The organism is Winogradskya humida (assembly GCF_016862215.1).
GTDB lineage: Bacteria > Actinomycetota > Actinomycetes > Mycobacteriales > Micromonosporaceae > Actinoplanes > Actinoplanes humidus.
Genome location: NZ_BOMN01000057.1, coordinates 33,085 through 45,969, shown reverse-complemented (window position 1 = coordinate 45,969; position 12,885 = coordinate 33,085). Strand labels below are relative to the sequence as shown.

15 protein-coding genes are annotated in these 12,885 nt (G+C 70.3%); 9 read left to right on the top strand and 6 right to left on the bottom strand.

The annotated features are described in order from the left end of the window. Positions 1–89 precede the first annotated feature (89 nt). Both Ahu01nite_RS22190 and Ahu01nite_RS22185 read left to right on the top strand, forming a co-directional pair. Positions 90–1,778, top strand: a complete 1,689-nt coding sequence (locus Ahu01nite_RS22190) for a PP2C family protein-serine/threonine phosphatase (protein ID WP_203838509.1) — start codon at positions 90–92, stop codon at positions 1,776–1,778. Next, positions 1,771–2,181: a response regulator gene (locus tag Ahu01nite_RS22185; RefSeq protein ID WP_203838508.1), complete on the top strand. Its 411-nt coding sequence runs from the start codon at positions 1,771–1,773 to the stop codon at positions 2,179–2,181. The genes Ahu01nite_RS22190 and Ahu01nite_RS22185 overlap by 8 nt, the downstream gene beginning before the upstream one ends. 7 nt (positions 2,182–2,188) lie before the next feature. Here Ahu01nite_RS22185 and Ahu01nite_RS22180 read toward each other — a convergent pair whose 3' ends face one another. Beyond that, entirely contained in the window at positions 2,189–2,731 is a 543-nt protein-coding gene (locus tag Ahu01nite_RS22180) for a DUF4232 domain-containing protein (protein WP_203838507.1), read from the bottom strand. Between the two features lie 300 nt (positions 2,732–3,031). On the opposite strand from Ahu01nite_RS22180, the gene Ahu01nite_RS50535 reads away from it, so the two are divergent. Together Ahu01nite_RS50535 and Ahu01nite_RS50530 are read left to right on the top strand one after the other, a co-directional pair. Next, positions 3,032–3,511, top strand: coding sequence for a hypothetical protein (locus Ahu01nite_RS50535; RefSeq protein WP_239159046.1), 480 nt, complete (start codon positions 3,032–3,034; stop codon positions 3,509–3,511). Positions 3,512–3,554: 43 nt separating this feature from the next. Next, positions 3,555–4,568 (top strand): ABC transporter ATP-binding protein, encoded by a 1,014-nt coding sequence (locus Ahu01nite_RS50530; RefSeq protein WP_307794538.1) that lies wholly within the window; start codon positions 3,555–3,557, stop codon positions 4,566–4,568. Here Ahu01nite_RS50530 and Ahu01nite_RS22170 read toward each other — a convergent pair. Then, positions 4,542–4,955, bottom strand: coding sequence for a GNAT family N-acetyltransferase (locus Ahu01nite_RS22170; RefSeq protein ID WP_203838506.1), 414 nt, complete (start codon positions 4,953–4,955; stop codon positions 4,542–4,544). The two genes, Ahu01nite_RS50530 and Ahu01nite_RS22170, sit on opposite strands and share 27 nt — an antisense overlap. On the opposite strand from Ahu01nite_RS22170, the gene Ahu01nite_RS22165 reads away from it, so the two are divergent. Further along, positions 4,948–5,571, top strand: coding sequence for a class I SAM-dependent methyltransferase (locus Ahu01nite_RS22165; RefSeq protein ID WP_438874810.1), 624 nt, complete (start codon positions 4,948–4,950; stop codon positions 5,569–5,571). The two genes, Ahu01nite_RS22170 and Ahu01nite_RS22165, sit on opposite strands and share 8 nt — an antisense overlap. Here the strand turns inward: Ahu01nite_RS22165 and Ahu01nite_RS22160 are convergent. Then, complete coding sequence (locus Ahu01nite_RS22160) at positions 5,525–5,995, bottom strand: carboxymuconolactone decarboxylase family protein (RefSeq protein ID WP_203838504.1); 471 nt, start codon at positions 5,993–5,995, stop codon at positions 5,525–5,527. The two genes, Ahu01nite_RS22165 and Ahu01nite_RS22160, sit on opposite strands and share 47 nt — an antisense overlap. 50 nt (positions 5,996–6,045) lie before the next feature. Beyond that, complete coding sequence (locus Ahu01nite_RS22155) at positions 6,046–6,906, bottom strand: sigma-70 family RNA polymerase sigma factor (protein ID WP_203838503.1); 861 nt, start codon at positions 6,904–6,906, stop codon at positions 6,046–6,048. 82 nt (positions 6,907–6,988) lie between these two features. On the opposite strand from Ahu01nite_RS22155, the gene Ahu01nite_RS22150 reads away from it, so the two are divergent. The 3 genes from Ahu01nite_RS22150 to Ahu01nite_RS22140 all read left to right on the top strand — a co-directional run bounded on the left by Ahu01nite_RS22150 (position 6,989) and on the right by Ahu01nite_RS22140 (position 9,107). Beyond that, entirely contained in the window at positions 6,989–7,387 is a 399-nt protein-coding gene (locus tag Ahu01nite_RS22150) for a GNAT family N-acetyltransferase (RefSeq protein WP_203838702.1), read from the top strand. An 80-nt stretch (positions 7,388–7,467) separates the two neighbouring features. After that, the gene (locus Ahu01nite_RS22145) at positions 7,468–8,379 is read left to right on the top strand and encodes an alpha/beta hydrolase (RefSeq protein WP_203838502.1); all 912 of its coding nucleotides are present in this window, start codon (positions 7,468–7,470) and stop codon (positions 8,377–8,379) included. Then, positions 8,376–9,107, top strand: a complete 732-nt coding sequence (locus Ahu01nite_RS22140; protein ID WP_203838501.1) for an SDR family NAD(P)-dependent oxidoreductase — start codon at positions 8,376–8,378, stop codon at positions 9,105–9,107. The genes Ahu01nite_RS22145 and Ahu01nite_RS22140 overlap by 4 nt, the downstream gene beginning before the upstream one ends. On the opposite strand, the gene Ahu01nite_RS22135 is transcribed toward Ahu01nite_RS22140, so the two are convergent. Beyond that, complete coding sequence (locus tag Ahu01nite_RS22135) at positions 9,100–11,349, bottom strand: ATP-binding protein (RefSeq protein ID WP_203838500.1); 2,250 nt, start codon at positions 11,347–11,349, stop codon at positions 9,100–9,102. The two genes, Ahu01nite_RS22140 and Ahu01nite_RS22135, sit on opposite strands and share 8 nt — an antisense overlap. A gap of 48 nt (positions 11,350–11,397) precedes the next feature. Between Ahu01nite_RS22135 and Ahu01nite_RS22130 the strand changes: the two genes are divergently transcribed. After that, entirely contained in the window at positions 11,398–11,766 is a 369-nt protein-coding gene (locus Ahu01nite_RS22130) for a hypothetical protein (protein ID WP_203838499.1), read from the top strand. Between the two features lie 29 nt (positions 11,767–11,795). Here Ahu01nite_RS22130 and Ahu01nite_RS22125 read toward each other — a convergent pair whose 3' ends face one another. Beyond that, positions 11,796–12,818 carry a LacI family DNA-binding transcriptional regulator gene (locus Ahu01nite_RS22125; RefSeq protein WP_203838498.1) on the bottom strand — a complete coding sequence of 341 codons (1,023 nt, stop codon included), beginning with the start codon at positions 12,816–12,818 and terminating at the stop codon, positions 11,796–11,798. Positions 12,819–12,885: the final 67 nt, after the last annotated feature.

The following is a 12,885-nucleotide window of genomic DNA, read 5'->3' as shown; positions in this document are numbered from 1 at the left end:
GTCAGGAAGTATGCGGCGGGTCATTACTTGCCGTAGTGCAACGATCAGGCAATACTTGCCCCGGCCCGCAGCCTCGTTACGCTGCGTAGGTGGCCGTTCGGGAGGTGGATGTGGTCGGGGTCGAACTCGGGTGGGCGGCGACGCTGCATCGGCTCTGGAGCTCGGTCACCGTGATCACCGCGCGTGATCAACTGGCCGATCTGGTGTTACCCCCGCTGCTCAGCGAGCCGGGGGTGCTCGCCGTGTGGGGGCTGCGGCACGATCTGGCCGGCGGCATCTCGGCGTACCGATGGGCTGGTCTGCCGTTGCGGCAGGAAGATCGCGCCGGGGCGGAGAAGATCGCCGCCCTGGGGCTGCCGGTGGTTTCCATCGGTCCGGAGCTGGAGCGGCTGCGGGCCGACGGCGCGCGCCACGTGCTCTCCGCCCGGCTCGACGTTCCCGGCACGGAAGCCGGCAGCATGCTCGTGGTGGTCGGTGCCGATGCCGACGTGCCCCGGTTGCGGGCCTGCCTGGCGCAGATCGTCGACGTGACGCGGGAGGCGATCCGCCGGCTGCTGGCCGGGCGCGCCGAGGACGAGCAGCAGATGCGTGACGCGCTGCTCGCGGAGGCGTCGCTGCAGATGGACGCGGTGCTGGACACCACGCAGACCATGCATCGGGCGGCCCGGATGGCGGTGCCGGCCATCGCGGAGGGCTGTCTCGTCTACGTCCTCGACGAGGGCAAGCTCGTGCTGCGCAGCGCCGTGCACGTCGACATGCGCCGCCTCGACACCGCGCTGGCGAACCCCGCGTACGCCGCCTGTCTTGCCACCATGGCGAGCAAGGCCGTGACGGGCAACGCCGAACGGGTGCACTCGGACGTCACCGACACCACCGGCACCCGGACCATTCACCCGCAGGTCCTTCGCGCCCGCGGGCGGGTGCTCGGCGTGCTGCTCTTCCTCTTCGACCGCGGTGACGACCGGATCCCGCCGCCGGACTTCCTGCGCGACCTCGCCTACCGGGCGGCGCTGGCCATCGACAACGGCGAGCTCTACGAGCAGCGGCGGCGCGACGTGGTGACCATGCAGCAGCATCTGCTCCCCAGCCGGCTGCCGGTCGTGCCGGGCATCGCGATCGCCGCCTCGTATGCGGTCGGTGACCGGGTCACCGAGGTGGGCGGCGACTTCTACGACGTGGTGACGCGTACCGACGGTGTGGTTGCGGCCCTGGTCGGTGATGTTTGCGGGCGTGGCCCCGAGGCCGCGGCGCTGACCGGCATGGCCCGGCACACCCTGGGCACGCTGCTGACCGAGGGCGTCTCGCCCGCGCGGGCGCTCGGGCGGCTCAACACCGGCCTGCGCCGCGACGGCTCCTGGCGGTTCGTCACGGCCGGGGTCGCCATGCTGCGCCCGGCCGCGAAAGGCCTCGCCGTGCAGTGGAATTCCGCCGGTCACCCCGCCCCGATCGTGCTGCGCCGCGGCCGTTCCGCGCAGGCGGCCCGGGGCGGTGGCATCCCGCTCGGGGTGCTCCCGCAGGCCACCATCGGACGGTCCAGGCTGCTGCTCGCCCCGGGCGACGCCCTGCTGATGTTCACCGACGGGCTGACCGAGGCCCGCGACACCGACGGCGTCATGTTCGACCATGAAGCCCTGTGGCAGGCTCTCGACCGGCTCCGCGACGCCCCCGTCGAGACGCTCGTCCTTGAGTTGAGCCAGGCCTCCGCCATTTTCGGCGGCGCGGTGGCCGACGACATCGCCGTGCTGGCCGTACGCGCTGAGGAGTATCACGATGGGTGAACCCGACCGGGACCTGGTGCTGGTCGTCGAGGACTCGGACGAGGACGTCGAGGCGATCGGCCGGGCCATCGGCCGCTCCCACCCCCAGGTGAGACTGGAATTCCTGCGCTCCGGCGCCGAGGTCATGCCCCGGTTGACCGCCGCCGGCGCAACCCTGCCCGGCATGGTCCTGCTCGACCTGAACATGCCCGGCGAGGGCGGACTCGACGTGATCAAACGGGTCCGGGCAGAACCCGCCGTGAGCGCCCTGACCCTCGTCGTGTTCACGTCATCGGAGGACCAGGCCGAGGCGGATGCCTGCTACGCGGCCGGCGCGGACAGCTACATCTTCAAGCCGATCAACTTCGCACTGTTCCGTACGGTCCTGCACCAGACGCTGGACTACTGGCGCTCCCGCGGTTGACAGCGGATCAGGCGCCGAGGACCGGTGCCCCGATGCTGTTCGGCAGGCCGAGGCCGGGCAGCGTCCTGTTCTCCTGACGGATGGTCAGCCCCTCGGGCCACGCCACACTCGCCGCGGCCGCGGTGCCCTGCAGCCGGACCCGCAGCGCCGCCGGCTGCCACATGTGCTCCTCCTCGGGCAGCAGCCGCACGCGGATCGTCGAGTGCGCCGACTCACCGCGCGCCAGTGTCAGCGTCGTCGCGGTCCCGGTGCCGGGCAGGTTGACGGTCTGCTTCCAGCCACCGGTCGTCGGGCCCGTCAGTGCGACCACCGGGTTGCCCGAGAGGGTGCACGTGGCGGACTTGTTCGTGTAGGTGAGCCGCACGTTCTCGAAGAACTCGCCGCCCTTCTCGAACATCTCCTCGTCGGTGGCCGTCGTCGACAGGTTCTCGATGGCGCAGGGCCCCAGCGTCGCAGCTTCGGCCTTCGCGGGGTTGTGCAGCGCAAGCGCACTGCCGGCCACCGCGGACACAACCGCCACCGCGGTCACAACCAGCACTCGTACGCGCATCGTTCTGTTCCCCTCGACCGGCTGGACCACCAAGGCCCGGCTCCTGAGAAGAAATCTAGAGACTCACCGCCCCCCGGAAATCACGGTTTCGTGCCACCCCCGGAGGCGCTACGGTCCAGGCGTTGACCCGGGACTCGAAGGAGATCGAATCATGAGGCAGATCGCGACGCCGGCCCCCGTTTCGATCCAGCCTGGAGGATTCCCCTGTTCCACATCGACCCGTTTCCCGAGGATGTAACAGCTACCCCGCCGGCCGCCGTCGGCGCGTACCTGTGGCATGAGGTCAAACCCCTGCGCGGCGTGATCGCAGCCAGTGTTGTGCTCGCGGCGATCAGTGCCGGCATCGAGGTCTGGCTGATCGCGTACGCAGGCCTCCTCGTCGATCTGCTCGGCGCGACCGACCCCGGCAGCCTGTGGCGCGACCACGGCCGGGAGCTGCTCGGCGCCGCGGCGCTGGTCCTGATCGCCCGGCCACTGGTCCACCTGGTCCGGGAGGCGATCGACGACCTCGTCCTCAAGCCGAACGCGCTGACCCGGGCAACGTGGCGCGCCCACCGGTACGTCTCGTTGCAACCGGTCGGCTGGTTCCGCCGGGATCTGGCCGGACGGACCGCCACCTGGGTACGTGATTCCTCGCTACCGGCGCGCGTCCGCCACGCACCAGGAGGCGAATTCCGCGCTGACCGGGCTGCTCGTCGACTCGTATGCGAACGCCGACACGCTGGCGCTGCTCGCCGACCGGGACGCCGAGGAACGCACCGACCGCCGGGTGTTCGCTGACGCACGGCGGGCTCATCTCGGCGTACAGCGGCTGGAAGTGACCATGAACGGCGCCATGACCGCGCTCAGCGGGATTCTCCTCGTGGGTCTCGTCGGGTACGGCATCGTGCTGTGGCGTTCCGGCGCCGCCCCGATCGGCCTGGTCGCCGCCGCGCTCGCGCTCAGCTTCCGGATCACCTCGCTCGCGGAGTGGCTGCTGGACGCCGTGTCGGCATTGTTCGGCTCGATCGGTGCGCTGCGCCGCGCACTCGTCACGATCGCCCAGCCGCTCGCCGTCGCGGACCGCCCGGACGCCAAGGAGCTGGCAGTGTCCGGCGGCTCGATCACGTTCACGGCGGTCAGCCACCATTACGGTCGCGGCGCCGGCGGTCTCGACCGGCTGTCCCTGCGGATCGGGCCGGGCGAGCGGGTCGGTCTGGTCGGTCGCTCCGGGGCGGGAAAGTCCACTCTGGTCAACCTGTTGCTGCGCTTCTACGACGCGGAGGCGGGCACGATCGAGATCGATAGGCAGAACATCACCGGGGTCACCCAACAGAGCCTGCGCCGCCGCATCGCCATGGTCAGTCAGGAGGCGACGCTGCTGCACCGCTCGATCCGGGACAACATCGGCTCCGGCGACGACGCGACCATCGCGGCCGCCGCCCGCTCGGCAGCAGCCGACGACTTCATCACCGACCTTGACCACGGGTACGCAACCCAGGTCGGCGAACGCGGCGTACGGCTCTCCGGCGGCCAGCGGCAACGGATAGCACTCGCCCGGGCCCTGCACCGCGACGCCCCGATCCTGGTCCTGGACGAAGCGACATCAGCGCTCGACTCCGAGGCCGAGGCGGTGATCCAGGAATCGCTGGACCGCGTGATGGCGGGCCGGACGGTCCTCGCGGTCGCGCACCGGCTCTCCACGATCGCGCGGATGGACCGCATCGTCGTGCTGGACGCGGGCCGGATCGTCGCGCAGGGCACCCATAGGGAGCTGCTCGATCAGGGTGGCCTCTACGCGACGCTGTGGGCCCGCCAGTCCGGCGGTTTCCTAGACGCCGGAGCGCAGGGGCTTTGAGCAGAGCACGTCGGGGTAGGGGAGGTAGCCGAGGGCACGCCAGAACCGCAGGCCGGCCTCGTTGTCGGGCATGACCAGGAGGTTGACCCGGGGGCAGCCGATGCGCTCGAAGCGGTCCTCGAGCTCCTTCACCAGCTGACTCGCGATGCCCTTGCGGCGGTGTCCGGGGTGGACGGCCAGCCGGAGGATCCAGCCCCGGCGGCCGTCGTAGGTGCCGAGCACGACCCCGGCCACCTCGTCATCGGACGCTGCCACCAGGAAGAGCTCGGGGTCTCGGGTCAGTTTGGCCTCGAGCTCGGGGCGGGTCACGACGTCGCGGCCCGTGGCTTCCCACACCGCCGTCACCGCATCGAAGTCGGTCCATTCAAATTGACGTACGTTGATCACGTCGGCAATTCTGTCAGCATGGCGCGCATCGCATACAACCCCACGGATGCCCAGGCTTGCCGTCGAGCCGTCGGCCGCGATGCGGGACCTGTCGGTGTTCCGGCCGGTCCTGGCCGGTGAGGCCGCCGCGATCCCGCTACCGGATTCCAGTGTGGACGCGGTGTGGATCTCCACCGTGATCCACCACGTGCCTGACCTGGCCGCGGCCGCCGCCGAGCTGCGCCGGGTGCTGCGGCCCGGCGCTGTGGTGCTGATCCGGTCGGCGTTCGCGGGCCGGCCCGAGGGGATCACGCAGTTCCGGTACTTCACCGAGGCTGTGCGGGTGCTGGACACCTACCCCAGCGTCGCCGACATCGAGCAAGCGTTCACGGGGTTCCGTACCGTCAAACTCTCCAAGGTCCCGCAGCACACCGCGTCCTCGCTGCAGGAGATCGTCGCGACGCTACGCCGCGAGGCGCACACCCCACTTCAACTGATCACCGACGAGGAGTACGCCGCCGGCCTCGAACGCCTGCGCACAGCGGCCGAGACCGCGACCGGCCCGGTCATCGACCACCTGGACCTGCTCGTCATGCGTACTGACCCGGCTGGTAGCCACCCGCCGGCTGCCGGGTGATGACGTTCATCCGGTTGAACGCGTTGATCAGGGCGATCGTGGCGACGAGGGCCATCAGCTGCTCCTCGTCGTAGTGCTTGGCGGCGTTCGCCCACACGTCGTCGGTGACGCCGGCACTGTCGGCGATCCGGGTGCCCTGCTCGGCGAGTTCCAGGGCGGCCCGCTCGGCCTCCGTGAAGACCGTCGCCTCCCGCCAGGCCCCGACCAGGTTCAGCCGCACCGAGGTCTCACCCGCCGCCGCGGCGTCCTTGGTGTGCATGTCGAGGCACCACCCACAGCCGTTGATCTGGCTGGCCCGGATCTTCACGAGCTCCTGCGTCGCCGCCGGCAGCGTCGAGCCGACCAGCACCTTGTTCGCCGAGACGAAGTACTTCACGATCTTCGGAGCGAGTTCCGTGCCGAACGCGTCGATCCGAGCCTGCATGACGATCTCCTTCGTGGCCGATGCCTGTTTCTCCTACGACGAGCGGGCCATCAGGGACGTAACATCGCGATCCGCGACGGGTCCGTGGTCGACACGATCTCGACGATCCGGCCGTCGACCACGGTGCACGCCAGCACCCCCAGCACCTTCCCCTTGCGGCTCACCGACACGACCCCGGGACGGCCGTCGACCAGGACCCGGCGGGAGGTCGCGGTGGCCCGGGCCCCCCGCAGGGCACGACCGGCCACCTCCTCGGCTCCACGCATCGAGATCGTCCGGCGCGCGGTGTACGACCGCCAGGTCACCCCGGGATCCAGCATCCGCACCATTGCCTCGAAATCCCCGCCCCGGGCAGCCGCGAGAAACGCATCGACCACGGCACGCTGCTGCCGCGGCTCCCCCGCGGGACCATGCGGGTCCTGCACCTTGCGCCGGGCCCTGCTGGCCAGCATCTTCGTGGCATCGGTCGACCTGCCGAGAACCGTTGCGATCTCGTCGAACGGCACCGCGAACATGTCGTGCAACACGAACGCCAGCCGCTCGGCCGGGCTGAGCGTGTCGAGCACCACCAACAGCGCCAGCCCCACCGACTCGGCGAGCACCGACTCCTCCTCGGGATCCGCGCCGCGATCCTCGGTCACCACGAACTCGGGCAGCCGGTCCTCGTACGAAACCTCGGGTCTGGCCTTCCGCGACCGCAGCATGTCGATGCAGATCCGCCCGACAACGGTCGTCAGCCACCCGGCCAGATTGTCGACGCCGTCCGCGTCCTGCCGAGCCAGCCGCAGCCACGCCTCCTGCACCGCGTCCTCGGCGTCCACCCGAGACCCGAGCACCCGGTATGCGACCCCGACCAGCCGCTCCCGCTGCAGTTCAAAAGCCTCCGCCAGCTCCGAGGCCGTCCCGGTCATGTCGCCACCTTCCCCGAGCGAACTCCGTCACGAAACCTGACGAGCCGGCCGCGGCAAAGGTGACAGATAGCGTGTCGGGGTGATGCTTGAGCTGCGGACCCGGTTCGAGGTTGATGACGTTGTGCTGAGCGCCCTGCACGCGCGGGCCTTCGGGAAGGAGCCGGGCCGGATCACGGGATGGGCGCGGCAACTGGAACGGCATGCGCTCACGTGGGTCGGCGCTTTCGACGGCGGGGAGCTGGCCGGGTTCATCCAGGTCTGCTGGGACGGCGGGGTCCACGCGTTCCTGCTCGACACCGCGGTCGACCCCGGCCGGCAGCATCAGGGCATCGGGGCAGCGCTGGTCGCGAGGGCCGCGGAGGAGGCGCGCGCAGCGGGGTGTGAATGGCTGCACGTCGACTACGAGCCCCACCTCGAGCATTTCTACCTGGAGCGGTGCGGCTTCACGCCGACAGCGGCGGGGCTTCTCCGGCTCGCCTAGACGTCATTCATATCCGCGCGGTATCGATCAGGAGGGAGCCGGTCTTTCTGTTCCCGGCGCGACGGACGTTGACTGGATTCATGGTTGAGCAGACGCTTTCCAGGTTCGCCGACGGGTTCGTGTTCACGCCGCGCTCACCGGTTCTGCACCTGCCGTCCGAGGCGGGACTCGAGTACGAGGACGTGACGTTCGCGGCCCGGGACGGCGTACCCCTCGAAGGGTGGTTCATCCCCGCGCCGGGCGCCGACAGGCTGATCATCGCGAACCATCCGATGGGCTTCACCCGCTCCGGGATGCCGACGCACCTGGAGCCGTGGCACTCGGCGTGGGCGGCGAGCGGCAACGGTTTCGAGGTCGACTTCATCCCGGACTACCGGATCCTGCACGACGCCGGGTACGCGGTGCTCGCCTACGACCTGCGCAATCACGGACTCAGCGGCGCGGCCCACGGCGGCGTGGTGTCCGGGGGCATCCTCGAGGCGCGGGACGTGGCCGGGGCGCTGGCGTACGCGCGGCACCGCCCTGACACCCGGGACATGACGATCGGATTGTTCAGCCGGTGCATGGGGGCGAGTTCCACATTCGCGGCGATGGCGCAGTTCCCCGAGGTGTTCGACGGGGTGTCCGCACTGGTCGCGCCGCAGCCGGTGACCGCGAGCGTCATCATGGGCCGGCGGCTGGCCGCGCTGGAGCTCGGCGAGCACTTCGGGCGGCTCGAGGAGCTCGTCGTCGAGAGGGCCGGAGCGGGCCTCGGCATCGCCCGGCGCGTACCCGTGGAATGGGCCCGGCACGTCCGCGTCCCGACCTTCCTCTATCAGGTACGCGACGACGTGCTGACCGACCCGTCGGACGTCCAGGCCATGTACGACGCGATCCCCCTCACCGACAAGAAGCTGCAGTGGATCGAGGGCAGCACCGCGCGCTGGGACGGCTACGTTGAATTCCAGCGCCGCCCCGATCCCATGCTCGACTGGTTCAGGAGCCACGAATGACCTATTCACTGACCGGCAAGGTCGTCATCGTCACCGGGGCATCGTCGGGGATCGGCGAGGCCACCGCCCGGCTGCTGCACGACGCCGGTGCCCATCCGGTGCTGGCCGCCCGCCGGACCGATCGCCTCGAGGCACTGAGCAAGGAGCTGGGCGGCGCCCTCGCGGTGACGACCGATGTCACCGACCCGGCCCAGGTGCACGCGCTGGCGACCGCCGCAGCCGATCGGCACGGCCACGTGGACGCGCTGGTCAACAACGCCGGTGCGGGCTACCACCGGCGGATCGAGGAGATCGACCCGGCGGAATACCTCGGCCTGCTCAACCTGAACGTCGTGAGCGTGGTCAACGGCATCCAGGCCGTCCTGCCGCATCTGCGCGCGGCCGGGGGCGGGCGGATCGTCAACGTCAGCTCGGGCAGCACCCGCGCGGTCACTCCGGGCGTCGGGAGCTACGCCGCGACCAAATGCGCGGTCAACATGCTCAGCGACGTGGCCCGCCTCGAGCTCGCCGACGACAACATCCAGGTGACGCTGCTGCTGCCGTCGATCACCGCGACCGAGTTCGGCGGTGGCATGTTCCAGGACCGCACGGTGGTCCGGCCGGGCGGCCTGGTCCCGCAGTCCTCTGAGTACGTCGGCCGCGTCATCCTCCGCGCCCTGCGCACGGGCGAGGCCCGCATCGACATTCCCCATGGCCCGGAGCAGCCCGATTTCCCGGACGTCAACTAGGAAAAGTTGCCCGCATCGTCGTGCCGCCACCGGGGGCGTCCTCGGCCCAGACCTGGCCGCCGTGGCGTTCGACGATGCGGCGCACGATGGCCAGGCCCGCTCCGGAGCCGTCGTGGGGTGCGGATTTGGGGTGCAGGCGGCGGAACAGCTGGAAGGCCTGTTCGCGCAGGTGGGGCGGCATGCCGACGCCGTTGTCGCGGACGTTGAGAGTGCCGGCCGGCCCCGCGAAGACGCTCACCCCGCGCGGGCCGGTCGGGTGGGCGTACTTCGCGGCGTTGACCAGGAGGTTGACCAGGATCTCTTCGAAGAGCACCGGGTCCGCGGCGAGCGTGGCCGACGGGTCGGGCAGCTCCACCTCGACCTCGGCTGCTTCCAGACGCGGGCCGGCCACCTCCAGGGCGCGCAGGGTCGCCGCGCGCAGGTTGACCGGTTCGCGGCGCAGGTCGGTGCGTCCGAGGCGGGAGTAGTAGAGCAGGGCGTTGAGCAGCTCGTCCATGCGTACGGCGAGGCGCTGGATCGATTCGAGGCGCTGCGTGGTCTGCGGGTCCAGGGTGTCGGCGGCGTCCTCCGCGATGAACGTCGCGGTGTTCGCAATGCCGCGCAACGGCTCTTTGAGGTCGTGCGCGGCGGCGTGGGCGAACGAGTCCAGGTCGACGTTGCTGCGGGTCAGCTCGGCGTTGAGGGCGGCCAGCTGGCGGGCGTGCGCCACCGCGATCTCCATGATCGCGCGGCCCAGTTCGGCAACCATGGCAAGGTCGGTCGGCGACCACGGCATGCTGCGGCCGCGCACCGAGGCGAGGAAGACGGCCGTCGAGCCGCGTGGGGTCAGCCGGGTGCCGTGCGGGCCCAGGACGACGGGTGCGCTGGGATCGATAGCCCAGCGTCTTTGCACCGTACGCTCACGGCGTACCCAGATAATGCAATCGCCTGTGGCACTGAGCGGCAGCACCAGAGCGCCGTCGAGAACGCCCGAGAACGCGGCGAGCGCGGGCACCTCCTCCGCCAGCCGATCGCTGTGCCAGAGCTGCCCGGCAGCCAGCTCCGGAAGCTCGGCGAGCAGCGCGGCGATCGCCTCCGGGCCCGGGTCGGTGCCGTGCACGATCGTGCGGCCGTTCGTGCGTACGACAACCGCCTCGTTCTCCACCACCTGCTCGAGCCCACCCGGCCCGCTCGCCCACCCGGTCGGCAGGTCCGCGGCGACACGCTCCATCAGCCGCGCGATTACCGTGCGGGACCGCTCGCGGGCGGCCGTGTCGTCGCGTTCCCGCAGCGCGGCCAGGTGCAGTGACAGCGCCACCCCGAAGAACTCGCACGCCGCCCGGAGCTGCGGGCTCAGCTGCTGCACACCCCGGCCATGACACGCGATCAGGCCCCACAACCGGCCGTTGGCCAGCAACGACACCGACATCGACGAGGTGACCCCGATGTTTCGCAGATACTCGAGATGAAACGGCGACACCGTACGCAGAACCGACAGCGACAGGTCCAACGGCTCACCGGTCCCCGGCAGGATCGGCGGCACCAGCTGCGCGGTGGCGTCCTCGACGTCCGCGATGACCCGGATCCAGTTCCGCTCGTAGAGCAGCCGGGCCTGCGGCGGGATGTCGGTCGCCGGGAACCACAGCCCCCGCCACGGCTCCCAGTCCCCCACGACCTCCTCCGCGATCACCTCACCCGGCCCGTCGGAGGACTCGAAGCGATAGGCGACCACCCTGTCGTACCCCGTGATCGCCCGGATCTCCTGAACAGCGGCCTGACACGCCTCGGTGACGGTCACGGCCCGCTGCAGCCGCACCAGCGCCGCCCGGATCGGCGCATAGAACGCCATGAACTCGTTGGCCAGCTCCCGAGCCGGCGGCTCGAACTCCAGCACCAGCATCCCGTCCGAACGATGCACGGTCACATCGAACCGGCGGGGCCCGTCGCCGCTCACCAGCTCGATCGGCATCATCGCCGTCTGCCCGGTATCCGCGTCAGCGAGCCCGGTCAGCGCCTCCACCTGCTCAGTGCTCAGCAACAACCCCACAGGCGCCCCGACGAGCGACCCCACCCCGAGCATCCCCGCGGCATTCGCACTCGCCACCACCACCCGATCCCCGGCCAGAGCAACCAGCGCACCGTACGACTGCACACCCCCGAGCCGATGAATAGGCTCCCGGACACACTCCGCCAGGTCGAACGTCGTCCCGGTCTCCAGCTCAGCAGCCGTAGCCCGATCCGAAAGCCACCCCTCACCAGTCACCAACCGACATTAGCCAGCCACGACGCCCACCGCTTGATCGGAACCCGAATGACTCACCTGGCCGTCCTGACGGAACCCGGCGTCCTCGATGCCTGGCACGCCACGAAACTCCTCGCAGAGGACAGGGGTCTGCCACCGATCAACATCGGCGACCTCTGCCATGCCGCAGTCAAGAACGGCACAGATTGGGGCCGCCGATTCGATGCCCACATGCAGGTGACCTTCGACGAAGGCCGCCTCGAACAAGACCCCCGGCTGGCAGACAAACGTCACCAGCTCCCGCAGATCCTCGCCGAACATCGGGCTCGCACAGCCCCGCTACGCGCCTTCTACCAGCTCCGCACGCTCAAGGAATCCGCCCCGCCCATGCAACTCGCCCACCGCATCCGGGACCACCTTGACCTCAGCGGCGCCTGACGCCCAGGTCCGACGCCTCCTGCGCCGGACTACACGCGTGCAGCGGGTGAGGCCGTGCTTCCTCGCGGGGTGAGGTGGGCGGACTGTTCTTCCGCGTCGGAGACCGGTTCGCCGGCGATGGCGGCCAGGAGCTGGCGGGCGGCGTGGGCTCCGTAGGCCGGGACGTCGCGGGTCAGGGCGGTCAGGGGCGGGTGGACCAGTGAGCAGAGGGGCGAGTCGTCCCAGGCCACGATGGAGAGGTCCGCGGGGACGGAGAGGCCGATCTCCTGGGCGACTGCGAGACCCGCGACCGCCATGACGTCGTTGTCATAGATGATCGCGGTGGGGCGGTCCGGGCGGGCGAGCAGGTCGCGGGTGGCGCGGCTGCCCTCCTCACCCGTGTAGTCGGAGGAGACCGTCACTGCTTCGGGCAGGCCGAGCGTCTGGCAGGCCTCGTCGAATGCGCGGGTACGCGTACGCGTGTGCAGCATTTCCGGAGGCCCACCCACCCGGGCGATCCGGCGGTGACCGAGCCCGATCAGGTGTGCCATCGCCTCCCGGATCGGGCCGGCGTCATCGGAGCGGACCTGCGTCAGGCGGCCCGTGTCACCCGGACCCCCTATGACCACCGCGGGCAGCTGCAGCTCGTCGAGGACGGGGATGCGAATGTCGTTCTCGCGCAGATCCGTGACGAGCACGCCGTCGACGCGGCGCTCACCCCACCAGCGGCGGTAGACCTCGATCTCGGTCTCCGGGTCGGGAACGACCTGCAGCATCAGCGCGTACGACCGGGCGGCCAGCACCTGCTCGAACCCGCTGATCAGGCCCATGAAGAACGGCTCGATACTGAGCATCCGCGCCGGCCGGCACAGCGTGAGCCCGATCGCCCGCGAACTGGCACCGGACAGTGCCCGCGCCGCACTGTTCGGATTGAAGCCGATCTCCCGGGCGATGGCGACGATGCGCTCCCGCGTGGCATCGGAAACACCGGGCTGCCCATTGAGCGCGTACGAGACCGCACCCTTGGACACGCCGGCACGCCGCGCGATATCGGCGATAGTGGGGCGTTTCACTGCGGGCCTCCCAAAGCACAGACTCCCACGCTACCGCGCCTGGAAAACGCCCGGATCACGAGGAGAA